At 37.7% G+C, this 25,013-nt stretch carries 25 protein-coding genes; 21 read left to right on the top strand and 4 right to left on the bottom strand.

Annotated features, from left to right (window positions below; all coding sequences use genetic code 11):
- Positions 1-31: 31 nt before the first annotated feature.
- Positions 32-454: an SH3 domain-containing protein gene (locus SD1D_RS09330; RefSeq protein ID WP_058258661.1), complete on the top strand. Its 423-nt coding sequence runs from the start codon at positions 32-34 to the stop codon at positions 452-454.
- A 4-nt stretch (positions 455-458) separates the two neighbouring features.
- Here SD1D_RS09330 and SD1D_RS09325 read toward each other — a convergent pair whose 3' ends face one another.
- The gene (locus SD1D_RS09325; RefSeq protein ID WP_058258660.1) at positions 459-1,346 is read right to left on the bottom strand and encodes a LysR family transcriptional regulator; all 888 of its coding nucleotides are present in this window, start codon (positions 1,344-1,346) and stop codon (positions 459-461) included.
- Positions 1,347-1,490: 144 nt separating this feature from the next.
- Between SD1D_RS09325 and leuB the strand changes: the two genes are divergently transcribed.
- The 7 genes from leuB (at position 1,491) to SD1D_RS09290 (ending at position 7,099) form a co-directional block, all read left to right on the top strand.
- Positions 1,491-2,573, top strand: coding sequence for a 3-isopropylmalate dehydrogenase (leuB, locus tag SD1D_RS09320; protein WP_058258659.1), 1,083 nt, complete (start codon positions 1,491-1,493; stop codon positions 2,571-2,573).
- A 26-nt stretch (positions 2,574-2,599) separates the two neighbouring features.
- Positions 2,600-3,865 (top strand): 3-isopropylmalate dehydratase large subunit, encoded by a 1,266-nt coding sequence (gene leuC / locus SD1D_RS09315; RefSeq protein WP_058258658.1) that lies wholly within the window; start codon positions 2,600-2,602, stop codon positions 3,863-3,865.
- An 18-nt stretch (positions 3,866-3,883) separates the two neighbouring features.
- Positions 3,884-4,369: a 3-isopropylmalate dehydratase small subunit gene (gene leuD / locus SD1D_RS09310; protein ID WP_058258657.1), complete on the top strand. Its 486-nt coding sequence runs from the start codon at positions 3,884-3,886 to the stop codon at positions 4,367-4,369.
- Positions 4,370-4,523: 154 nt separating this feature from the next.
- The gene (locus tag SD1D_RS09305; RefSeq protein WP_058258656.1) at positions 4,524-4,937 is read left to right on the top strand and encodes an EamA family transporter; all 414 of its coding nucleotides are present in this window, start codon (positions 4,524-4,526) and stop codon (positions 4,935-4,937) included.
- Between the two features lie 70 nt (positions 4,938-5,007).
- Entirely contained in the window at positions 5,008-5,763 is a 756-nt protein-coding gene (locus SD1D_RS09300; protein WP_162287269.1) for a LysM peptidoglycan-binding domain-containing protein, read from the top strand.
- A gap of 158 nt (positions 5,764-5,921) precedes the next feature.
- Entirely contained in the window at positions 5,922-6,848 is a 927-nt protein-coding gene (locus tag SD1D_RS09295) for a DUF2935 domain-containing protein (RefSeq protein WP_058258655.1), read from the top strand.
- Between the two features lie 71 nt (positions 6,849-6,919).
- Complete coding sequence (locus SD1D_RS09290) at positions 6,920-7,099, top strand: DUF1540 domain-containing protein (RefSeq protein ID WP_058258654.1); 180 nt, start codon at positions 6,920-6,922, stop codon at positions 7,097-7,099.
- Positions 7,100-7,151: 52 nt separating this feature from the next.
- Here the strand turns inward: SD1D_RS09290 and ytvI are convergent, their stop codons facing one another.
- The 3 genes from ytvI to SD1D_RS09275 form a co-directional block, all read right to left on the bottom strand.
- Positions 7,152-8,213, bottom strand: coding sequence for a sporulation integral membrane protein YtvI (gene ytvI, locus SD1D_RS09285; RefSeq protein ID WP_087758886.1), 1,062 nt, complete (start codon positions 8,211-8,213; stop codon positions 7,152-7,154).
- A 41-nt stretch (positions 8,214-8,254) separates the two neighbouring features.
- Positions 8,255-8,878: a DUF47 domain-containing protein gene (locus tag SD1D_RS09280; RefSeq protein ID WP_058258653.1), complete on the bottom strand. Its 624-nt coding sequence runs from the start codon at positions 8,876-8,878 to the stop codon at positions 8,255-8,257.
- A gap of 112 nt (positions 8,879-8,990) precedes the next feature.
- Positions 8,991-10,034: an inorganic phosphate transporter gene (locus SD1D_RS09275; protein WP_058258652.1), complete on the bottom strand. Its 1,044-nt coding sequence runs from the start codon at positions 10,032-10,034 to the stop codon at positions 8,991-8,993.
- A 264-nt stretch (positions 10,035-10,298) separates the two neighbouring features.
- On the opposite strand from SD1D_RS09275, the gene ilvD reads away from it, so the two are divergent.
- From ilvD to fabD, 13 genes are all read left to right on the top strand, one after another.
- Positions 10,299-11,972, top strand: a complete 1,674-nt coding sequence (ilvD, locus tag SD1D_RS09270) for a dihydroxy-acid dehydratase (RefSeq protein WP_058258651.1) — start codon at positions 10,299-10,301, stop codon at positions 11,970-11,972.
- A gap of 14 nt (positions 11,973-11,986) precedes the next feature.
- Positions 11,987-13,672 carry a biosynthetic-type acetolactate synthase large subunit gene (gene ilvB / locus SD1D_RS09265; protein WP_087758885.1) on the top strand — a complete coding sequence of 562 codons (1,686 nt, stop codon included), beginning with the start codon at positions 11,987-11,989 and terminating at the stop codon, positions 13,670-13,672.
- Between the two features lie 123 nt (positions 13,673-13,795).
- The gene (gene serC, locus SD1D_RS09260) at positions 13,796-14,881 is read left to right on the top strand and encodes a 3-phosphoserine/phosphohydroxythreonine transaminase (protein ID WP_058258649.1); all 1,086 of its coding nucleotides are present in this window, start codon (positions 13,796-13,798) and stop codon (positions 14,879-14,881) included.
- A 51-nt stretch (positions 14,882-14,932) separates the two neighbouring features.
- On the top strand, positions 14,933-16,111 hold the full coding sequence (locus SD1D_RS09255) for a phosphoglycerate dehydrogenase (RefSeq protein ID WP_058258648.1): 1,179 nt from the start codon (positions 14,933-14,935) through the stop codon (positions 16,109-16,111).
- A 165-nt stretch (positions 16,112-16,276) separates the two neighbouring features.
- Positions 16,277-17,518, top strand: a complete 1,242-nt coding sequence (locus tag SD1D_RS09250) for a DUF1015 domain-containing protein (protein ID WP_058258647.1) — start codon at positions 16,277-16,279, stop codon at positions 17,516-17,518.
- A 46-nt stretch (positions 17,519-17,564) separates the two neighbouring features.
- A complete protein-coding gene (gene rbr, locus SD1D_RS09245) occupies positions 17,565-18,158 on the top strand; it encodes a rubrerythrin (protein WP_058258646.1) in 594 nt (197 codons plus the stop codon).
- A gap of 187 nt (positions 18,159-18,345) precedes the next feature.
- A complete protein-coding gene (locus tag SD1D_RS09240; protein ID WP_058258645.1) occupies positions 18,346-19,005 on the top strand; it encodes a YesL family protein in 660 nt (219 codons plus the stop codon).
- 18 nt (positions 19,006-19,023) lie between these two features.
- Positions 19,024-21,132: a glutamine synthetase III family protein gene (locus tag SD1D_RS09235; RefSeq protein ID WP_058258644.1), complete on the top strand. Its 2,109-nt coding sequence runs from the start codon at positions 19,024-19,026 to the stop codon at positions 21,130-21,132.
- Between the two features lie 203 nt (positions 21,133-21,335).
- Positions 21,336-21,800: a MarR family winged helix-turn-helix transcriptional regulator gene (locus tag SD1D_RS09230; protein ID WP_058258643.1), complete on the top strand. Its 465-nt coding sequence runs from the start codon at positions 21,336-21,338 to the stop codon at positions 21,798-21,800.
- A gap of 20 nt (positions 21,801-21,820) precedes the next feature.
- Positions 21,821-22,804 carry a beta-ketoacyl-ACP synthase III gene (locus SD1D_RS09225; protein ID WP_058258642.1) on the top strand — a complete coding sequence of 328 codons (984 nt, stop codon included), beginning with the start codon at positions 21,821-21,823 and terminating at the stop codon, positions 22,802-22,804.
- Between the two features lie 57 nt (positions 22,805-22,861).
- Complete coding sequence (gene acpP, locus SD1D_RS09220) at positions 22,862-23,098, top strand: acyl carrier protein (RefSeq protein ID WP_058258641.1); 237 nt, start codon at positions 22,862-22,864, stop codon at positions 23,096-23,098.
- Positions 23,099-23,117: 19 nt separating this feature from the next.
- Entirely contained in the window at positions 23,118-24,050 is a 933-nt protein-coding gene (gene fabK, locus SD1D_RS09215; RefSeq protein WP_275940512.1) for an enoyl-[acyl-carrier-protein] reductase FabK, read from the top strand.
- A gap of 14 nt (positions 24,051-24,064) precedes the next feature.
- A complete protein-coding gene (fabD, locus tag SD1D_RS09210; RefSeq protein WP_058258640.1) occupies positions 24,065-25,006 on the top strand; it encodes an ACP S-malonyltransferase in 942 nt (313 codons plus the stop codon).
- The last annotated feature ends 7 nt before the right edge of the window (positions 25,007-25,013 follow it).

Below are 25,013 nucleotides of genomic sequence, written 5' to 3'. Positions count from 1 at the left end.
ATTGAAGTTTCAATATTTTGGAGTGATAATTATGAAGAAAAATAAAATTTATATAATAATTGCTTTGTCGGTATTTATTTTAGCAGGATGTAAAAGCAATAATGATCAGGAAACTTATTTTATACCCACCATGGCTCCGGAAATTATAGAGGATGAATGGGCTTACTTAGATGAACTTCTTGAAGATGATGAGGAGGAAAATGAGGAAACAACTAATGAAGAAGAGCCGACTAATCCAATTACCATAAAATATGTAAAGCTTAGTTCAGCCGGTACTTCATTAAATGTAAGATCTGCTCCATCAGCAACTGAAAGCACTGTGGTGGGAACCTTGAAACATGCAGATTCGGTTGAAGTCATTTCTATAGAAAATGGCTGGGCCAGCATTAATTATAACGGACAGACATGCTATGTAAGTGCCGAATTTCTGGTAGATGATATTCCTTCACGGTAGCATTTTAACCATTTGTTATGAAATCTATAAATTTAGTCATGGAATTTGAGAGGTAGCTATTATGATTATAACAAAAGCCAACCTCTCTTTTATTTACCGGTTTTTTTAGAGGAATTTGAATAAGCTGGCCTTTTTTTAATTCTTCATGGACAAATTCCTTGATAACACAGGCAACCCCTAGACCTGTCTTGGCAAATTCAATTAAAAGGTCCATACTGCTTACCTCAAGTATATGCTTAGGGGTAAGATTGTTTTCTTTAAAATAATTATTTATATATATTCTTGATATATTTTCTTCATCAAGGAGCATGATATTGGCAGTGGCAAATATATCCTCATCCATTTCCCTAAGCCGGAGATTATCAAGATAATCCTTGGTGGCTACGAAGATATCTTCAATTTCATCTACTGGGAGAAATTTATAAAGTTTTTGATTAGCCGGTTTTGCCACCAGTCCTATATCTAGGGTGCCCTTTTCCAGTTGTTTTAGGGTGTGTATGGTGGATTGACTTTCTATTGTTATCTTTATATGGGGATATGCCTTTAAAAAGCGGTTTAGGTAGGGCAGCAGGATATATTTGCATAGGGTAGAGCTGACACCGATTTTTAGATGGCCCACTCCCAGTTCCTTCATATGCATCATCAAGTCTTCCCCTTTTTTTAGAATTTCAAAAGCTTCTTTTGTATATTTATATAGGAGCTGACCCTCATCGGTTAATTTTACCCCTCTGGAACTTCTTATAAACAATGTCTGCTTTAAATTTTCCTCTAGGTTTGTAATTGCCTTACTTACGGCAGGTTGACTAACATATAAAAGCTTAGCGGCATGGGAAATGTTTTCAGTTTCTGCAACACAGTTAAATACGAAGTATAAGTATAATTGATTATCCATGATTAATCCTTTCTATAATAATATCCCTCAACACTATAACCACAAGTTATAATAAGTATTCTTAATATGTATTTCTATTATACCAGTTTTTATGCTAAAATATCAATAAATATATGATAGCCATTAATAGGAGGATAGTTTATCATGGAGTATAATATAGCAGTTATTCCCGGTGACGGTATTGGCCCTGAGATTATAAGAGAGGCGATGAAGGTACTTGACGCAGTAGGAAGAAAATATGGCCATAATTTTAGCTATACCCAGGTTCTTATGGGTGGAGTATCAATTGATGCCACTGGAGTACCTCTTACCGATGAAGCACTTATGACTGCCAAAAACAGTGATGCAGTTTTATTAGGTGCTGTAGGAGGCAATGTAGGGGGATCTAACTGGTACAGCCTTCCTCCCCATTTAAGGCCTGAAGCTGGACTTTTAGCACTAAGAAAAGGCCTAAATCTTTATGCAAATATTAGACCGGCTATTCTTTTTGATGAGTTAAAAGCTGCCTGCCCATTAAGAGAGGATATTATAGGAGAGGGATTTGATTTTGTGGTAGTTAGGGAATTAACAGGGGGATTATACTTTGGTGACCGGTGGACTAAAGAGGTTGACGGCCTTCGGACTGCCACAGATACATTAGTTTATAATGAGAATGAGATTGCTAGGATTGCAAAAATTGCCTTTGAAATTGCCAGAAAAAGAAGAAAAAAGGTTTGCAGTGTTGATAAGGCTAATGTACTTGATTCATCTAGGCTCTGGAGGCAGGTAACAAAAGAAGTTGCAGAAAATTATCCGGATGTGGAACTGGTTGATATGCTAGTTGACAATTGTGCTATGCAGATTGTAAAAGATCCCGGCCAATTTGACGTAATACTTACTGAGAATATGTTTGGTGATATTTTATCCGATGAAGCCAGTATGGTAACAGGTTCCATAGGTATGCTATCTAGTGCAAGCCTTGGGGAGGGCAAACTTGGCTTATATGAACCTAGCCATGGTTCTGCCCCTGATATTGCCGGACAAAATAAAGCTAATCCTATTGCAACAATCTTATCCGCTGCCATGATGCTTAGGTATTCTTTTGATCTTGATATGGAAGCTGATAGGGTTGAAGAGGCCGTAAGAAAAGTTTTAAAGAAAGGATATAGAACGGTGGATATTATGTCACCGGAAAAGACCTTGGTAGGAACTGATAAAATGGGAGATTTGATAGCCCAGGAAGTTTAACTTGGAATAAGATTGGAGGTATAATTATGGGTATGACAATGACTCAGAAGATTTTGGCTGCACATACGGGCTTAGATAAGGTCAGTGCAGGTCAACTTATAGAGGTGGATTTAGACCTGGTTCTAGGTAATGATGTTACCGCTCCAGTAGCTATAAAGGAGATGGAGAAGTTTAAATCTAAGCAGGTGTTTGATAAGGATAAAATTGCCTTGGTGCCGGATCATTTTACTCCTAATAAGGATATAAAATCCGCACAAAATTGCCAGTGCATGAGAGAGTTTGCCATGGACAATGATATTACTAATTATTTTGAAATCGGTGAAATGGGCATAGAACATGCACTTTTGCCGGAAAAAGGCCTTGTGGTGGCAGGGGATGTGGTTATAGGAGCAGATTCTCATACCTGTACATATGGTGCCTTAGGGGCTTTTTCCACAGGGGTGGGAAGTACAGATATGGCAGCAGGTATGGCAACAGGTAAGGCCTGGTTTAAGGTACCCTCAGCAATAAAATTTGTCCTAAAGGGCAAGCCTTCTAAATGGGTTAGCGGCAAGGATATTATCCTGCATATTATAGGTATGATTGGTGTAGACGGAGCCAGATATCAAAGTATGGAATTTGTAGGAGAGGGAATTAAAAATCTTACTATGGATGATCGTTTTACCATTGCCAATATGGCCATAGAAGCAGGAGCTAAGAATGGAATCTTTCCTGTGGATGATATTACCATTCAGTATATGAAGGACCATTCAACAAAGCCCTATACTATTTATGAAGCAGATGAGGATGCTGACTACGACAAAGTTTATGAAATAGATTTAAGTGCTATTAAGCCTACGGTAGCCTTTCCTCATTTACCGGAAAATACCCATACTATTGACCAGGTAGGGGATATAAAGATTGACCAGGTTGTAATTGGTTCATGTACTAACGGAAGGTTAGATGATTTAAGGATAGCTGCCAAAGTCTTAAAGGATAGAAAAGTAGCTAAGGGAATTCGTACAATTATCTTTCCTGCCACCCAGAAGATTTACTTACAGGCCCTTGAAGAAGGCCTGATATCAACCTTTATTAAGGCTGGGGCAGTGGTAAGTACCCCTACATGCGGACCTTGTCTGGGAGGACATATGGGAGTACTGGCTGCCGGAGAAAGAGCGGTAGCTACTACCAACCGTAATTTTGTCGGCCGTATGGGACATGTGGAATCGGAAGTTTATCTGGCCAGCCCCGCAGTAGCTGCAGCCAGTGCTGTTACCGGCAAGATATCAGGACCGGAAGAGTTAGGCTTATAGGAAGGAGGTCTTTATAAAATGAAAGTAGCAGGAAGAGTACATCGGTATGGAGATAATGTGGATACGGACGTTATAATCCCGGCCAGATACTTAAATACATCTGACCCAAAGGAGCTTGCCAAATACTGTATGATAGATATTGATAAGGATTTTACAAGCAAGGTAAAGCCCGGGGATATTATGGTTGCAGGAAAGAATTTCGGATGCGGATCTTCAAGGGAACATGCTCCTATTGCAATTAAAGCATCCGGTATCAGCTGTGTTATAGCAGAAACCTTTGCAAGAATTTTTTACCGAAATTCAATTAATATCGGACTACCTATTATAGAATGTCCCGAAGCTTCTAAAGATATAGAAGATGGTGATGAACTTGAGGTGGATTTTGACAAGGGAATAATCTATAATCTGACCAAGAAAAAACAGTATCAAGGTCAGGCCTTTCCGGAATTTATGCAAAAGATAATAAAGGCAGAAGGTCTGATAAATTATATAAATACAAAATAATTAATTTATTATTGGAAATCCTATTAATCAAATTGACCTATATGGATACAATTTGCTTTAATAGGATTTTTTGTGGATTAAAATAGATAATTATGTTAATATATTTGATACAAGATGATTTAGATAAAAATATATATAGAAAAAGGAGAAAAATATGTGGGTTATATACGCATTACTATCTGCAATTTTTGCTGCCTTGGTATCAATTCTTGCCAAAAAAGGTTTAGAGGGAATAAACTCTAACTTAGCAACAGCTATTAGAACCTTTGTTGTTCTTATTGCGGCTTGGGGTATTGTTTTTCTTACAGGAAAACATAAAGAGATTACCAATCTTACAAGTAAGAACTGGCGTTTTTTGATTTATTCCGGTTTAGCCACCGGTGCCTCTTGGCTCTTTTATTTTAGGGCCCTACAGCTTGGGGAAGCATCAAAAGTTGCCCCTATTGATAAATTAAGTGTTGTATTTACCATGGTATTGGCTTTTATATTCTTAGGTGAACAAGTTTCGGCAAAGGCAATTATAGGAGGATTATTAATTGCTGCAGGTACCTTAGTATTGGTTTTATAAATGAGTGTAACCTTTTTATATCCATCATCATAAGTTGAAATAGAACTTTATATAGGTGATGGTAATTTATATGAATGGTACGATACAGTATACAATTCGACCCTATGACACCTTATGGATGTTAGCACAAATATTTAATACCACTGTAGAGTCGATTATGCAGCTAAATCCGGGGTTAGATCCAAGAAGTCTTCAAGTGGGGCGAGTGATTACAATTAGACCCGGATTTCAGTATTATTCTTCATATCCCCAAGATAATGATATGATGGATGACATGATGGATGATGAATTTGGCAGTATGCTGCCGGATTTGATGGATTACTTCCATATGCTTTGGAGCCAGCATGTAATGTGGACTAGAATGGTAATGCTGGGTATTATCTTTGATCTTCCTGAGCTTGAATTTGCCACTGCAAGACTTCTTCGTAATGCCAGTGATTTTGCCAATGTACTGCGCATCTTTTATGGTAGTGATGTTGCACAGGAGTTTGAAAATCTCTTTAGAAACCATATAACAATTGCAGCGGAGTTTATACAGGCAGCCAAGGCAGGGGATAATAGTCAAGTAGAAGAAGTATGGCAAAGATGGGTTGACAATGGCAATCAGATAGCTGAATTTCTTGCTAGAATTAACCCCAATTGGAGTGTTGAGGATTGGAATGCAATGCTTATGGAGCATCTGGAGTTATTAGCTGATAATGTAATGCTTATGTTGGAGCAAAATTATCAAGCTTCCGTGGAAGGTTTTGATGAAATATTTACACAGGCTATGGAAATGGCAGATATGATGGCTGAAGGAATTGCTATGCAGTTTCCTGAACGATAGAGAATTAAGAGGCAAAAAGGATGATGCCAACTGGCAGCATCCTTTTTGCCTCTTAATTTTATTTTTTTAAAGTAAAAAGGAACTGTATTTATTAAATGTAATAAACTGTTAGTGATGGCATTTTAAAAGCTTATATAATTATAGAATAGGAGGTTTATATGTTATCACGGGCAGAATATATTAGGCAATCCCTTGAGACTCATTTGTTTTTTGGAAGAATTATGAAGGAACATTCTTTTTTCTTAGAAGTAGGTTTTACCCCCAGAGATGAGAAATTTACCAGACAGGCCGATGAACTTAGGATTGCTTTTGAAGAATTTCTGGCAGATTGTGTTGCACTGGCTGACGGAGTTATCAGTAAGACGGCCATAAAATCAGGAGAATTTGTTACTCAATATACCTTAGAAGCAGAGAAGTTGACGGAATTTTATACAGGAATACCTTTTAAGACTAAGATTACTCAGGCAGAGAAAAACTTAATGGCAGGCAGTGACTTCCATCCATTAATGGAACGGAAAGTATTTGCCTTAAATAGAAGAGCTCTATCTTTACTGGATAGTATTATTAGATTTAAAACAACAATCCTTAATGAAGTCTTAAATTGCAAAATGTTTACCCTTAACTATCCGCTTTTGATAGATCATATCTTAAGAGAAGCTAAGTTATACCGGCGGCTGATTCAAAAGCTTCAAGCAAGGGAATTTATTAATATTCAAAAAGAGGCATTGGATCAGGAGGCCTTCTGGAATCGAATCATGGCAGAGCATGCTAAGTTTATCCGGGGACTTCTAGATCCTTCTGAAGAAGAATTGTTTGATATAGCAGACCAATTTGGACAGGAATTTGATGAACTGACATGTAAAGCTAAAGAAGCCATGGATAAGACTACACCGACGGATCTTATGAGGATTACAGAGGAAAGTTTAGAAGCTACTAGGGAAATTCGTGATTTTAAAGGTCAGGCAACAGAAGGACTTTTAGACTGCAAAATAAAGTCCATAATATTACCGCTTCTGGCAGATCATACCTTAAGGGAAGCTAACCATTATATTAGACTTTTAAAAATTTTCCAATATAATAAATAAGCAAAACTGAATTTTTTCTTTCTTTCTGCAAACAATAGTAGGGTAAACTAATGCTTTGGAGGGAAAGAAAGATGCTTACAAGAAAAATGGATAAACCCAATGAAGGAATAAGATGTGTAGTTAATACCTGTGAATATTATATGAACGGCGACCATTGTGCCGCTGAGCAGATACAGGTAGAACCAAGAAATGCCAGTGATTCTGATCAAACAGACTGTGCTACTTTTAAAAAGAGGGATAGCTTTAGCTAATAAGAATAGGGGCAGACGGTATAACCGTGCCCCTAATTTTAATTATGGATTTTTATTTAAATAGATGAATTGTTCCTTCATCATTTAAGGTTTTAATAATGGTTGCAATTACCGGTAAAAGCAGTAAGCCCAGCACACCTATCAGTTGTGCCCCCACATACATTAAAACCAAGGTTATAATCGGATGAAGTCCTATTTGCTGTCCTACAATCTTTGGTTCTATGGTTTGCCTTACAGCTGTAATTACAATATAAAGGATAAGCATCCCTATACCAAGTTTGGTATTTCCCAGAATTAGGTTTATTATTGACCAGGGAATAAGGACTGCACCGGTACCAAGAATGGGCATTACATCAATAATAGCAATTAAGGCACCAAATATAAATGGATTAGGTATTTTCAGTATCCAAAATCCTATGGACAGTTCTAGGAAGGTAATAGATATAATGGCAGCGTAAGCCTTAATAAATTTGCCTATGGTTCCTAAACCATTATCCTTAAGTTTTACTATCATTTCTTTACGTTCTTCATTAAATTGACGGAGTATAAAATCAGATATCTTATAGTAATCAATAGTAAAAAAGAAAGATGATACTATAGTAAAAATCAGTTTAATTAAAATAGAGGGAACTCTTCCGGCAAAACCCGTTATGGTAGTTATAACTGCTGTGGAAGCATTTTTTACAAATGTAAATAAAGTATCACTAATATTAAGGGTAAATTCTTCAACATAGGTTCTTACATCGGGAAATTGTTCAATAATATTATGGGCTGTTTTTTCTATGGCCGGTTCTATGGCATATCGGTATAAATCAGGAAGCTGACCAAATAAATCTTTTAAGAAGGTAAATACCTTGGACCCGATTTTACTTATAATCATTATCAAAATACTATAAAAAATAATTAGAATTATAATAGAAACAAGGGAACGCTTAATACGGGTCTTTTTTTCTATATAGTCGATTATTTTCCTAAATAATATAGCAATTATTAAGCCTATTACAAAGGGCATAAGTAAGGGAAGGATATACTTAATAGCAATATATCCAAGCCCCAAAATAAATGCTATATAAATTACATGTAATAGAAATGCTTTCTGTTTTTCAATATTCATTAAGTAGACATACCTTTCTTGGATTTATATCAAATAGTTTCTTAGGAGTTTTTCATAACAATCTGTTCTATAATATCCGCGACATCTTCACAATTATCACAACATTTTTCTAGTCTATGTAGTATTTCTGTCCATGTCATTAATTCAACAGGATCTTTAGTAGAGGAATATAAATTACGCATCATCTCCATATAGAGGCCATCCCCTTCTTCCTCAAGGCGATTTATTTCTACAATCTTATTATGGAGAGATTTGGAATGTTTGAAATTTTGAAATTCTATCATAAGTTCATACACGGATTTACAACAGGTGGAAATAAGCTTAGTGAATTTTAAAACTTCTGCTCGAATACTTTTTATATTAAACATATTAATGAATAAAAGAACATCTTCAACTGAATCGGTCACATCGTCGATTTCTTGAGATAAGGTAATAATATCTTCCCGTTCTATGGGAGGAAGAAATTCTTTTACTAAGTGATTCATAATATCATGTTTTGCAAGATCTGCACTATGTTCGATTTCATGCATCTCTTTTACCCTATTAGGTAACTGGGAAGATTTAAATTCAGTCATGGTTTTATGGAGGATTTCTGCTGATGATAAGGAGTATTTTGATAAATTTACAAAAGCTTCAAAATAGTTAAATCCTTTTTTTCTCTTCATGATATTTAGTACCTTCCTTTGATTTATATTTATATTATGATTGATAATTTAACTTGTTATAGTCAGATGATATTATTTGATTTATTAGTAAGTATAGCCCTTTTATGTACTTTTAAAATAATCTCATAAATAGATGTGCCATAAGAAATCCTAGTAAACCGCAACCGGGAAAGGTTAGTATCCAAGCGGCAACCATTTCTCTTACAATACTCCAATTGACAGAGGAAATTCTTTTAGAAGCCCCTACACCCATAATTGCGGTAGTCTTAGTATGAGTAGTACTAACAGGAATTCCTGTTAAAGATGCTGCAAGAAGGCTGATTGCTGCGGCAGCGTCGGCAGAAAAACCTTGATATGTGTCTAGTTTTACCATACCCATACCTACGGTTTTAATAATTCGATAGCCTCCGATAGAGGTTCCCAGTGCCATAACAGCCGAACACAAAACCATAAGCCAGATGGGAATTTCTAATTGGGCAACACTGCCTTTTCCCCCGGAAAGGACAATTCCCAGCATGAAGATACCCATAAATTTTTGTCCGTCTTGGGCCCCATGCATAAAGGCCATGGCAGCTCCACCGGCAACCTGAGCGTTTTTAAAGAATTTGGTGGTTTTTCGTCGGTCCACATTTTTAAAAATAAAGCCGATTAGTTTAGTTACTCCAAAACCTAATCCAAATCCCAAAAGAGTGGACATAAACAGACCATATATAACATTGATCCATTCATTGCCGTTAATTCCTTTTCCACCCTGCAGGGCAATTGCTGCACCGGTAACTCCTGCAATAAGTGCATGGGATTCACTGGTAGGAATACCAAATGCCCAAGCAGCGGTAGCCCATACTACTATGGCAAATAAAGCTGCACAAAGTGCAACCAAAGCATTTTTGCTTTCGCCAAAGTTGACCATTTTAGATATGGTCTCTGCAACTGCCTTGTTTACCATAGTCATTATAAGGACACCTAAGAAGTTAAATACAGATGCCATTATAATTGCATTTCTAGGGGAGATAGCTCTAGTGGATACACAGGTAGCAATTGCATTGGGTGCATCTGTCCATCCGTTAACCAAAATAACCCCTAGTATTAATACAACTGTAATAAATAATGCAGGGTTAGACAGCTGCTGTAGGAAATCATTTAATGAGATTGTCATGATTATGCCTCCTATAGCATAAAAATATGTTATTTATTTCTACTATCAATAAAATAGTATCACTAAATTTATCCATAAGCAATATGAAATCTCAGAATGTATAATAATCAGATAATTTGTAAAAATTCTCATAACAATTATTATTTAATCATTGATTTTTATTAAGAAATCCTTTAATATATACTGTACTACTTTAAAGCGACGTATAGAAAAAGAGTTTCTATCTAAATGAATAAATACAAAATAATTGAAGGTGGTATTATTATGAGAAGTGATGCAGTAAAAAAAGGTATCAAACAAGCACCCCATAGATCATTATTTAATGCCTTGGGTTTTACCAAAGAAGAATTAAACAAACCACTAATAGGTATAGTAAGTTCACATAATGAGATTGTTCCGGGACATATTAATCTTGATAAAATAGTAGACGCTGTAAAAATAGGTGTCGCCATGGCCGGGGGTACGCCGGTAGTATTTCCTGCCATAGCGGTTTGTGACGGAATTGCTATGGGACACCAGGGGATGAAATATTCATTGGTGACCAGGGATTTGATTGCGGATTCTACTGAAGCTATGGCTATGGCCCATCAATTTGATGCCTTGGTTATGGTACCAAATTGTGATAAAAACGTACCTGGCTTATTAATGGCTGCGGCAAGGCTTAATATTCCTACAATCTTTGTCAGCGGAGGCCCTATGCTGGCAGGAAGGGTAAAAGGTAAAAAAACCAGTTTATCCAGTATGTTCGAGGCTGTAGGAGCTTATAGTGCCGGTAAAATGACAGCGGAGGAAGTAGAGGAATACGAGAACAAGGTATGTGCTTCTTGCGGATCCTGTTCGGGAATGTATACCGCAAACTCCATGAACTGCCTGACTGAGGCAATCGGCATGGGACTTAAGGGTAACGGAACCATACCGGCAGTATATTCAGAAAGAATCCGTCTGGCAAAACAGGCCGGCATGAAGATTATGGAGCTGCTTGAAAAAGATATTCGTCCAAGGGATATTATGACTAAGGAGGCCTTCTTAAATGCACTTACCGTAGATATGGCCCTTGGCTGTTCTACCAATACCATGCTTCATCTGCCTGCTATTGCCCACGAAGTAGGAATTGATTTAAATCTTGATATAGCCAATGAAATAAGTGCTAAGACTCCTAATCTATGTCATCTTGCCCCTGCCGGTCCTACTTATATGGAGGATTTAAATGAAGCCGGCGGCGTATATGCAGTAATGAATGAATTAAATAAGAAGGGACTTATACATACAGATTTAATTACCGTAACAGGAAAAACCGTAGGTGAGAATATTAATAACTGTATAAATTATGATCCTGAGGTAATCAGACCTATTGATAACCCTTACAGCCAAACCGGAGGCATCGCAGTACTTAAAGGTAATCTGGCCCCTGATAGCGGAGTGGTTAAGCGTTCTGCGGTAGCACCGGAGATGTTAAAACATGAAGGACCTGCCAGGGTATTTGACTGTGAAGAGGATGCTGTTGAAGCTATATTAGGAGGAAAGATAAATCCCGGGGATGTAGTGGTTATCCGTTATGAAGGACCCAAAGGGGGACCGGGAATGAGAGAAATGCTAAATCCCACCAGCGCAATTATGGGTATGGGTCTAGGTTCTAGTGTGGCACTTATAACCGACGGACGTTTCTCAGGAGCTTCTAGGGGAGCTTGTATAGGCCACGTATCTCCTGAAGCTGCAGTGGGCGGCAATATTGCCCTGGTTGAAGAAGGAGATATTATAAGCATAGATATAGAAAATAATGCCCTTAATTTCCTTGTATCAGATGAAGAACTAGAAAGAAGAAGAGCAAATTGGCAACCCCGTAAACCAAAGATTACTACAGGATATCTGGCCCGTTATACGGCTATGGTTACCTCCGGTAACCGCGGTGCTATCCTAGAAGTACCTAAGACTGATTGATGGAGGTGTTTGATATGGAGTTAAATGGATCTCAAATTGTTATAGAATGTTTAAAAGAGCAGGGAGTTGATACTGTATTTGGCTATCCCGGCGGTGCCATATTAAATATTTACGATGAGCTTTATAAGCACAGTGACGAGATTAGGCATATTCTCACTTCTCATGAACAAGGGGCTGCCCATGCGGCGGACGGATATGCCAGAGCCACCGGTAAGGTAGGAGTCTGCATGGCAACTTCTGGTCCCGGTTCCACCAATTTAGTAACCGGTATAGCTACCGCTTATATGGACAGTGTTCCCATGGTTGCCATTACAGCCAATGTAGCCGTAGATTATCTGGGAAGAGACTCCTTTCAGGAGACAGATATAGCCGGTATAACCATGCCTATTACAAAGCATAACTTTATAGTTAAGGATATTACAAAACTGGCAGACACCTTAAGAAGGGCATTTCGTATAGCACAAAGCGGAAGGCCCGGCCCTGTCTTGGTTGATATTACAAAGGACGTAACTGCTCCTAGCACAAAGACAAAATTTGAAAGAGTAGAAATTCCCCCTATAGAGCCCAGTAGGAATCAGATTTCAGCCGATGATTTAGAGGCGGCAGTTAAAATGATTAAAAAGTCGAAAAAGCCCTTTGTTTTTGTAGGAGGCGGTGCCGTAATATCCAATGCCTATGAAGAATTGAAGGAATTTGTAGAAAAAGTAGATGCCCCTGTAGCAGATACCTTGATGGGTAAAGGTGCCTTTGACGGTACTGATTCTAGATATACAGGTATGGTAGGTATGCATGGAACCAAAGCCTCTAATCTTGGAATTACCCAATGTGATTTGCTTATAGCCATCGGTGTCAGATTTTCTGACAGAGTTACAGGGAATGCTAAGAAATTTGCCAGAAAGGCAAAAATTCTTCACATTGATATAGATCCGGCAGAAATTAATAAGAATGTTTCTGCCCATCAGTGGATTGTAGGTGACGTTAAAGAGGTTTTAAAAAGACTAAATGGGATGCTTGAGCAGCAGGACCATAAAGAATGGCTGGCTCAAATCGGTGACCTGAAGGAGAAATTCCCCTTAAAATACAGGAAAGATATCTTGACCGGACCTTATATCTTAGAGAAGCTATATGAACTTACAGAGGGGAAGGCAATAATTTCCACGGAGGTAGGCCAGCATCAGATGTGGGCAGCCCAGTTTTATAAATACACTTCACCCAGAACCTTTATTACATCCGGTGGATTAGGAACCATGGGTTATGGACTGGGGGCTTGTATAGGTGCAAAAATAGGCAGGCCTGATCAAAAAGTTATTAATATTGCCGGTGACGGTTGCTTTAGAATGAATATGAACGAAATTGCCACGGCAACCCGATATAATATTCCGATAATTGAAATAATATTTAATAACCGTGTCCTTGGAATGGTTCGTCAATGGCAGACCTTATTCTATGGAAAGAGATATTCTCACACCAATCTTAATGATAAGGTGGATTTTGTTAAACTGGCTGAGGCAATGGGGGCAAAGGCATATAGAATAAGCAAGCCTGAGGAAGTAGAAGGAGTATTAAAGGAAGCCTTATCATTAAATGAACCGGTTTTAATTGACTGTATAATTGACTGTGACGAGAAAGTATGGCCTATGGTAGCTCCGGGAGCTCCCATTGATGAGGTATTCTCAGAAGAGGATTTAACTGACAAATAATTTAGATTCAGATATTGACAAAAAAATAACATAGTTCTATAATTAAAGCTATACTTTAACTGACTAAAGTTATAAAAGATTACATTAGAACAGTAATTAAAAGGTCTAAGGGAGGATATGATCATGGGAAGAATTTATAATTTTTCAGCAGGTCCCGCTGTACTTCCTGAAGAGGTATTAAAGGAAGCAGCAGAGGAAATGCTTGATTACAATGGTTATGGAATGTCTGTTATGGAGATGAGTCATAGATCCAAGGCATTCGAGGGTATAATTAATGAAGCTGAGAAAGATTTAAGGGAACTTATGAATATTCCTGATAATTATAAGGTTTTGTTTCTGCAGGGTGGAGCCAGTCAGCAGTTTGCGGCAGTTCCGATGAATCTTATGAAGAATAAGGTGGCAGATTATATTATAACAGGGCAATGGGCTAAGAAAGCCTATCAGGAAGCCTTAATATATGGAAAGGCCAATGCCATTGCTTCTTCTGCAGACAAAACATTTTCCTACATACCCGATTGTTCTGATTTGCCTATATCAGAAGAGGCAGACTATGTTTATATTTGCGAGAATAATACCATCTACGGAACTAAATATAAAACACTTCCGAATACCAAGGGTAAACCCCTTGTTGCTGACTTATCCTCCTGTATCTTATCAGAACCGATTGATGTAACAAAATACGGTCTTATATTCGCAGGAGTTCAAAAGAATGTCGGACCTGCCGGTGTAGTTATTGTAATAATAAGAGAAGATTTAATAAGCGAAGATACATTACCTGCTACTCCCACCATGCTAAAATATAAAATTCATGCAGATAATAAATCCTTATATAATACTCCTCCGGCATACGGTATCTATATCTGCGGAAAGGTATTCAAATGGATTAAAAATATGGGTGGCCTTGAAGCTATGAAAGCAAGAAATGAGAAAAAGGCAAAAATCCTATACGATTACCTAGACCAAAGTAAATTATTTAAGGGAACTGTAGTAAAAGAAGACCGTTCCTTAATGAATGTACCCTTTGTAACAGGTGATGCTAATTTAGATGCCAAGTTTGTTAAGGAGGCAAAGGCTGCAGGCTTAGAGAACCTAAAAGGCCATAGAACTGTAGGTGGTATGAGAGCCAGCATATATAACGCCATGCCAATAGAAGGTGTTGAAGCCTTAGTGGATTTTATGAAGAAGTTTGAAGAGGAAAATTTGTCTTAAGATAGACTATATATATAAAATAAAGCTATGTGTGGAAGGAGAGAAAGGAATATGAAGTATAGCTGTCTTAACCCCATTGCACCGATAGGCTTGAATATTTTTTCAGACAGTTATGAAAATACAGATAATGTAGATGAAGCTGATGTTATTCTGGTAAGAAGTGCAAGTATGCATGATATGGAATTTTCAGATAACCTAAAGGCCATAGCAAGAGCCGGAGCAGGTTATAATAATATACCAATCGAAAAATGTGCAGAAAAGGGTATAGTGGTATTTAACACACCGGGGGCTAATGCTAACGGTGTTAAAGAATTAGTAATTGCAGGTCTTATATTGGCCTCCCGTGATATAATAGGGGGAGTTAACTGGGTTCAGTCCATAAAGGACCAACCGGATGTGGCTAAACTAGTTGAAAAAGGCAAGAAGCAATTTGTCGGTAAGGAGTTAAAGGGAAAGAAGCTGGGAGTAATAGGTCTTGGAGCCATAGGGGTATTGGTGGCAAATGCCGCAACCCATTTAGGAATGACCGTATATGGCTACGATCCTTTTATTTCCGTAGACAGGGCTTGGAGCTTATCAAGAAGTGTTATTCATGTAAAGAACAGAGAAGATATATATAGAGATTGTGATTACATTACTGTACATACCCCTTTAATTGAGGATGATGACCCTAACAGCAATACTAAGGAAATGATTAATAAAGAATCCATAGGAAAGATGAAAGATGGGGTTGTTATACTGAATTTCTCCAGGGGACTTTTAGTAAATGACAATGATATGGAAGAAGCCTTAAAATCCGGTAAAGTGGCTAAATATGTAACGGATTTTCCTAATGATAAGACTGCAAATATGGAAGGGGTTATTGCTATCCCTCATCTGGGAGCTTCTACAGAAGAATCAGAAGATAATTGTGCCATGATGGCTGTAAAGCAGCTTATGGATTATATAGAGAACGGAAACATCAAAAATTCTGTGAATTTTCCTAACTGTGATGCAGGAGAATGTGTTTCTGAGGGACGGATAACTATTCTGCACAGAAATATTCCAAAAATGCTGACTCAGTTTACAGCGGCCATTTCTGTTTTGGATGTCAATATAGCAAACCTGGTCAATAAAAGTAGAGGAAACTATGCTTATACTGTAATTGATGTAGATACATCAGTAAATGGTGAAGTAGTTAAAAAGCTAAAAGACATTGAAGGTGTGCTAAAAGTTAGAGTGGTTAAATAGTTTAAATGATTTAATAGGGGTTACTGATACTGTCGGTAACCCTTTAAAATTATAAAAAAATGCTTAAAAAAAATTGGATTACTTGCAATTAATGTTTTGTTGACTTATTATATTCAATATAAGTCAAGCTAATATCAAAAGTAAGTTTAAGGAGAATAGATTAATATGGCAAGAGTAAAACCCTTTCGGTGTATAAGGCCAGCAAAAGAACTTGCACATAGGATAGCTGCTCTTCCTTATGATGTTTATAGCAGAAAAGAAGCTAAGGAGGAAATTGGCAGGGAACCCCTATCCTTTTTAAGGATTGACAGGGCAGAGACTAATTTTAGTGATGATGTGGATACCTATGATCCTAAGGTATACGATAAGGCAAAAGAACTGCTGGATGAAATGATTAATGACGGCAGTTTTATTTCTGATAATGAAGAGTGTTACTATGTATATGAGCAAGTGATGGATGGCCGGGCCCAGACAGGCTTAGTAGCTTGTTCATCCATAGATGATTATATTAATAATGTAATTAAAAAACATGAAAATACTAGGGAAGAAAAAGAGCTTGACAGGATAAAACATGTAGATATTTGTAATGCCCAGACAGGGCCTATATTTTTAGCTTACCGCTCACAGGCAAGAATAAATGATGTAATTGATAAAGTTAAGAAAGAAGAAGCTCTTTATTACTTCACATCGGCAGATGGAATTGGACATCATGTATGGAGAATTTCAGACAAAGAACAGATTGAGATAATACAAAATAGCTTTAGTAATTTACAGGACTTATATATTGCAGATGGCCATCATAGGGCGGCTTCTGCTGTTAAAGTTGGCTTAAAAAGAAGAGAAGATAATCCGGGATATACAGGGGATGAGGAATTTAATAGCTTTTTGACTGTATTATTTCCCCATGATCAACTAAAAATCTTGCCCTATAACAGAACCGTTAAGGATTTAAACGGATATAGCAGCGAAGAGTTTATTAATAAACTAGAGTCTGCTTTTATTGTAGAAAAGTTAGGAAGGAATCCATATGCCCCCGATAAAAAAGGGGAATTTGGTATGTTTTTGGAGGGAATGTGGTACAGGCTAAAGGCAAAGGAAGATATTACAGGCAGTAAGGATCCTGTAAAAGCCTTAGATGTATCTATTCTTCAGGATTATTTATTAGGCCCTATTTTAGGCATAGCAGATCCCAGAACTGATAATAGAATTGACTTTATAGGGGGAATTCGGGGACTTATCGAACTTGAAAGGAGAGTATCCACGGATATGAAGGTGGCATTTTCTATGTATCCTACATCCATAGAAGAGCTTTTTGCCGTATCTGACGCCGGAAAACTTATGCCCCCAAAATCCACTTGGTTTGAACCTAAACTTAGAAGTGGCCTATTTATTCATTCCTTAGATTGAGTATTTTTTAATTTATATAAATCAATTCACACATAGGAGGTAAATTATGAAGAATTTAAGAGGTACTAAAACTTTAGAAAATTTAATGAAGTCTTTTGCTGGGGAATCTCAGGCAAGAATGAGATACACATATTATGCTTCTGTTGCAGGTAAAGAGGGTTATAAACAGATTCAAAATATTTTCTTGGAGACTGCTGAAAATGAGAAGGAGCATGCAAAAGTCTTCATGAAATTGGCATTACAATATCTTGACGGTGAAAATCCTGCACCGGTTGAAATTAATGCTACATATCCTTTTGCTTATGGTGATACTGTTGCTAACTTAAAGGCTGCGGCAGCGGGAGAGCATGAGGAAAGTGAAGTAGATTATCCGGCTTTTGCCAAGATTGCCAAAGAAGAAGGATTTGATGAAATAGCAGAGCGTTTCCTTTTAATTGCCGATGTAGAAAAGCATCATGAGGAAAGATACCTGAAACTCTTAGAAAATATTGAAAACGGTACTGTATTTAAGAAAGACGGTAAGGTATTCTGGAAATGTTTAAATTGCGGTTATGTTCATGAAGGGGATGCTGCTCCTATTGAGTGTCCTGCATGTAAGCATTCCCAGGCATATTTCCAGCTACTGGATGATTGTTTCTAAAAACTCCTTGATTTATACCCGGCTGGGTTTCCCATCCGGGTATATTATTTAAACTGATATGTAGATAATAGTGCCATTTAATTTTTATAAAATAATTTATCTTTCCTATATAATTAACTTATGATAAAATATACAAAATAATCAAAAATCTATAGTGAATATACAATATAAAAAAGGGAGACAAACTATGGGTAATTTATTTAATATGGATAATCCGTTTTTCCAAGCGCTTAGTAAATTATGTGATATGCTTTTTATAAGTATCGCCTATATATTCTTATGCATTCCTATAATTACAATAGGACCTGCAACTACAGCCTTATATTATGCGGTTGTAAAGGTTATACGCAGGGAAAGAGGATATATTTTCAGGGAGTTTTTCAAGTCATTTAGATTGAATTTTAAAAAGGGAGCCATTATAGGTATTGTGCTTACTTTTGTCTTTATAATCCTTGGCTTTGATCTTGTGTATGCATGGGGACTTACAGAGCCGGACAGTAGTAAAGGTTCTCTTTTGATGGGGGTATTTATAGGAATTACATTTTTGGCAGTTAGCTTTTCCATCTATGTATTCCCTATTCTTTCAAGATTTGATATGACAGTAAAGCAGCTTTTTAAGGCGGCTTCTTATATGTCTATGAGACATATACCATATACTTTACTTATGATTTTAGTTAATGCTTTAGTGGTAGTCATTGTCATTTTCGTTTTCCCATTTATTTTTATTGCTCCGGCAACGGCTACACTAATTAACTCTCTTATGATGGAGAGGATATTTAAGAAATATATGCCAGAATCAGATGGTCCCGGAGAAGAAACCGGTAAGGATGAATGGTATCTGGAGTAAGTAGGGAGAGGAGTACACATGTCAGAAAGATTAACTGATATTTTCGGCATTGACGTATTTAACGAAACGGTAATGTTAGAAAGACTGCCAAGGAAAGTCTATTATGCTCTTAAAAAGACCATAGAAAATGGAGAAGACTTAGACCCCTATGTAGCAGAGGTTGTGGCAAGTGCAATGAAGGAATGGGCCATAGAGCGGGGAGCAACCCATTATAGCCATTGGTTTCAGCCCATGACCGGAGTTACTGCACAAAAGCATGATTCTTTTCTTTCTACTACCAGAGACGGGAAAGTTATAATGGAGTTTTCGGGAAAAGAATTAATTAAGGGAGAACCGGATGCCTCTTCATTTCCCTCAGGGGGGCTACGTGCCACATTTGAAGCTAGAGGTTATACTGCTTGGGACTGTACTTCTCCGGCCTTTTTAAGAAGGGATGCTTTAGGTGTAACCCTATGTATTCCTACTGCCTTTTGCTCATATAACGGTGAGGCACTGGATATGAAGACACCTCTGCTTAGATCCATGGAGGCTCTAAGTATACAGGCTGTCCGTATCCTAAAACTTTTTGGCCATGATGACGTGAAACAGGTTAGCCCCTCGGTGGGAGCTGAGCAGGAGTATTTTCTGATTGATAAAGCTAAATACTTAAAGCGGGATGATCTTATATATTCAGGAAGAACTTTATTTGGTGCCATGCCTCCTAAAGGTCAGGAACTGGAAGATCATTATTTTGGATCTATTAAAGAGCGGGTAGCTTCCTTTATGAAGGAAATAAATATTGAACTGTGGAAGATGGGTGTAACTGCTAAAACACAGCATAATGAGGCTGCTCCTGCACAATATGAATTGGCACCGATTTTTACTACGGCCAATATTGCTACCGACCATAACCAACTGGTTATGGAGTACATGAAAAGAGTAGCAAATCGTCATAATTTAGCATGTTTGCTCCATGAAAAACCCTTTGCCGGGGTAAATGGATCAGGAAAGCATAATAACTGGTCTATGATTACCGATACCGGTAAAAATCTACTTGATCCCGGTAAAACACCCCATGAAAACATTCAATTTTTACTATTTTTAGTTGCGGTAATAAAAGCTGTTGATCTTCATGCAGATCTTCTTAGATTATCAGCTGCAAATCCGGGCAATGACCATAGGCTTGGAGAAGATGAGGCTCCTCCTGCCATTATATCTATCTATATAGGTACCCAGCTTGAGGATGTCTTAAACCAGATAATGAAGAACGGTGAAGCTAAAACATGTATGAAAGGTGGCAGACTAAATGTAGGGGTTCATACAATTCCCGAACTATATAAGGATGCTGCCGACAGAAATCGCACTTCTCCTTTTGCCTTTACCGGTAATAAATTTGAATTTAGAATGGTTGGGGCTTCTATGTCAGTGGCAACAGCCAATACCATAATTAATACTATAGTGGCTGATGTCCTAAGTGATATGGCTGATGAACTAGAAAAGGCCGAGGACATAAATTTAGCCATTCATCAGTTGATAAAAAGAACCATAACTGAGCATCACCGAATAATATATAGCGGAAACGGATATTCAAAAGAATGGGTAGAGGAGGCTAAAAGACGGGGACTGCCCAATATAAAATCTATGGTAGAGGCTATAGATAGCTTAGTTACCGATAAAGCTATTAAATTATTCGGAAAGCATAAGGTATTTTCAGAATCTGAGCTGGTTTCACGAAGGGATATTTTATACGATTCATATTCTAAAGCTATTAATATTGAAGCTAAGACCATGATTCGGATGGCAAGCGTTCAATATATACCTGCTGTGATTAAATATACAAAGATGCTGGCCGATTCTATTAATAGTGTAAAGGCAGCAATGCCTGAGGCTGATATATCGGTACAAGAAGAACTACTTATGGAAAGCTCAAAGCTTTTATCAGAGGCAAGGTTTGCCTTAAATAACTTAAAAAAACTGGTAGAAGAGGCAGCAGGAAGCCTTAATGGGGCAGAAAGAGCAAGGTTTTATTATTATGAAATTGTACCTGCCATGAAGGCTCTTCGTTCACCTATTGATAAGCTGGAGTGTATAGTAGATAAGGATTTATGGCCGCTTCCCTCATATGGAGATCTTTTATACGAATTATAAAAAAAATCATAAAATTAAGCCATGGGGCTGTTTCAAAATGAACTTAAATGTTATTTTGGGACAGCCTTTTTACTTTCTTATGTCTTGTTATCAAAAAAAATTCTTGACATAGTATATATTATGATATATATTTTGATTATCAAAATATTTGCTATACAAAGTAAATATTGATACTTTTACCTTATTACTTAGGAGTGAAATATGTGAAGGAAAAATTCATAGAAATCAATAAGATACTGGTGGAGATATATGACGATATTATTAGGATTGAAGAGTACTCCATAAAAAGCGGTGTATTTAAAGACCTTTCTATAACTGAAATCCATACCTTGGAGGCAGTGGGCTTATATGGGTCTAAGACTATGTCAGAAATAGCAGCAGCACTTGAAATTACCATGGGAACATTAACAACGGCTATAGATAAGTTAATAAAAAAAGGTTATGTGGAACGAAGCAGAAGTCAAATTGATAGGAGAATAGTCAATGTAAGTCTGACCAATAAGGGAAAATTAGCTTACCGTATTCATGAGAAGTTCCATCTGGATATGGTAAAAGCTATTATGAACGATTTTACTTCTGAAGAGGAAGAGGTATTACTTTGTGCACTCCAAAAATTAAATAGTCATTTGAAGGAAATCTATAAGTCATCAAAAAATAAAAGCAGTTAGTCTGATAGGAGGACACATAAATGAGCCAGGCAGCAATAATCGGCACAGGAAGTTTTGTGCCGAATCAAATAATGACCAATAATGATTTAAGTAATATAGTTGAAACCAGTGATGAGTGGATTAAAACTAGGACAGGAATCAGTGAACGGAGAATTTCTACGGGGATGAGCACAGCAGATATGGCTTATGAAGCCGGACTAAGAGCCCTTGAAAGTGCCAATCTTAAAGCTGAAGAGATAGATTTAATAATATGTGCAACCATAACACCGGATTTTTTTATGCCATCTTGTGCCTGTATGGTCCAGGAGAGGTTAAAAGCGGTAAATGCAGCAGCCTTTGATCTGACTGCCGCATGTACCGGCATGATATATGGAATTGTAACAGGAGAGCAGTTTATAAAAAGCGGTATGTATCGAAACATACTGGTAATAGGTACCGAGACCTTATCTAAGGTTCTAGATTGGGAAGATCGTTCAACCTGTGTATTGTTTGGAGACGGGGCCGGAGCCGTAGTTATATCTTTATCAGAAAAAGGCGGTAAACTTATGGCCTCCAATTTAGAAGCCGATGGCAGTAAGTATGATCTTTTGACCTGCCAGGCTATGCCTTTAAGAAATCCTTATATTGAAGATTTAGAAGAGGAGCCTGTGCTACCTAAGATAAGGATGCATGGACAGGAAGTCTTTAGATTTGCCGTTCACACAATTACGGGCAATATAAAAACCCTATTAAAAAAGACAGAGCTTACTAAGGAGGATATCAACTACATTATTCCCCATCAGGCAAACCAAAGAATTATTGAGCAGGCTTCAAAACATACCGGTATACCTATGGAACGATTTTTTATGAATTTAAACCGATACGGTAACACTTCTGCCGCCAGTATAGGAATAGCTTTAGATGAACTGGTAAGAAGCGGGAAAATAAATTCCGGCCACAAGCTGGTCTTGGTTGGTTTCGGTGGAGGAATGACCGCAGGTTCCATGCTATTAGAATGGAATTAATATATATTTTAATAACTAAAATAAAAAATCATACAAGCTAAAAGGAGGATTTTTATCATGGATTTAAATAAGGTTAAAGAAGTAGTAGCAGAACAGTTAGGTGTGGATGTGGCAGAGCTAAAGCCGGAAACATCACTAAAGGATGATTTAAATGCAGACTCCCTAGATTTATTTCAGATTATCATGAGTCTGGAGGAAGAATTTGATATTGAAATACCCACAGAGGATACTGAAAATATAGATACTATCGGTGATATAGAAGCCTATCTTGAAAAAAGACAGGAAGAAAATTAAGAATATAGGAGTTTTAATAATGAAATCACGTATTTGTGAGATGTTAAAAATCGAATATCCCATATTTCAAGGGGCCATGGCATGGATTGCCAATGCTTCCTTAGCGGCGGCAGTATCAGAGGCCGGTGGGCTTGGGATTATTGCAGGTGGTACGGCACCGGTAGACTTAATACGGGAAGAAATAAGAAAGGCCAAAAAGGCCACATCTAAGCCAATCGGTGTAAATATAATGCTCCTTAGTGAGCATGCCGATGATATGGCTAAGATGGTATGTGAAGAAGGAATTAAGGTGGTTACAACAGGGGCAGGTACTCCCGGAAAATATATGGACATGTGGAAAGCCCATGATATTAAGGTGATACCGGTGGTACCTTCAGTAGCCATAGCAAAGCGAATGGTAAGAAGCGGAGCCGATGCGGTAATAGCAGAAGGAACGGAAGCCGGAGGTCATGTGGGAGAGCTTACCACCATGGTGCTTGTTCCTCAAATAGTTGATGCGGTTGACGTTCCGGTTATAGCCGCAGGTGGTATAGGAGACGGCAGGGGCCTTGCGGCGGCCTTTATGTTGGGAGCCGAAGCAGTTCAATTGGGAACCAGATTTCTTACCGCCTATGAATGTACGGTACATGAAAACTATAAAAGTAAGATTTTAAATGCTAAGGATATAGATACTGTTGTAACAGGACGGCGCAGCGGGCATCCGGTAAGGATACTAAAGAATAAATTAAGCCGCAGCTTTATGAAGCTGGATGAAGAGAGGGCACCCCTTGATGAGTATGAAAAGCTGGGGGCAGGGGCTCTTAAAAGAGCAGTTATTGACGGTGATATGGATTATGGCAGCATTATGGCCGGTCAGATTGCGGCCATGGTGAATAAAGAAGAAAGCTGTAAGGATATAATTATGGATTTAATTACCCAAGCAAATAAGCTGCTAGGTAAAAGTAAGGACTAATCTGGGAGGATTTTATGAATAAGATTGCCTATATATTTTCGGGGCAGGGGTCGCAATATATCGGCATGGGAAAAGAACTCTATGATAATTTTCCTGAGTGTAGGAATGTTTTTGATGAGACCGATAAATGCCTTGGAATAAAACTTTCAGAGATGATTTTTGAAGGAAATAAGGAAGATTTAAATAGGACAGAGTATACACAGCCTGCTATTGTAACTATGTCTTTGGCAGCCTATAAGGCCATATCAAAGTATAATATTAAGCCATTTGTAACGGCAGGCTTAAGCCTGGGGGAATATACTGCCTTAACAATAAGCGGTGTATTTACTCAGTCTCAGGTAATTCCTTTGGTACAAAAAAGGGGAAGATTTATGCAGGAGGCTGTACCGGAAGGAAAGGGTAAGATGTGTGCCATTATTGGGCTTGAGGAAGAAAAAGTAAGAGAGGCTTGTAATGAAGCTTTAGATTACGGTATTGTAGAGCCGGCTAATTTTAATTGTCCGGGACAAATTGTTATCGGGGGAGAGGTTAAGGCAGTAGATATGGCAGCAGATATTGCTAAAAAGAAGGGGGCTAAAAGATGCCTTGATCTTATCTTAAGTGCACCTTTTCATACAAGCATGCTAAATCCTGCAGCCGAAAATCTTAAGAAAGAGCTGGAAGATATAAGTCTTGGTCAGTTGAATATACCGGTAATATCCAATGTTACATCTGATTATATACAAGCTGTGGATGAGATTAAGGATTTACTCTATAGGCAGGTAATGAGTAGTGTATTATGGGAGCAGACCATAAGAAGGATGATCAGTGACGGAGTAAAGCATTTTGTTGAACTGGGACCGGGAAGGACCTTATCAGGTTTTGTAAAAAAAATAGACAGAAGTTTAAATGTCTACAATGTAGAAGACCTGGCCTCCCTAAAAAAAGCAACTATAGCTTTAGAAACAGTAGGATAGAATTATT

Origin of the sequence: Herbinix luporum (assembly GCF_900070325.1) — a bacterium.
GTDB classification, from domain to species: Bacteria; Bacillota; Clostridia; order Lachnospirales; family Lachnospiraceae; genus Mobilitalea; species Mobilitalea luporum.
This window is presented reverse-complemented; position numbering and strand designations above follow the sequence as displayed.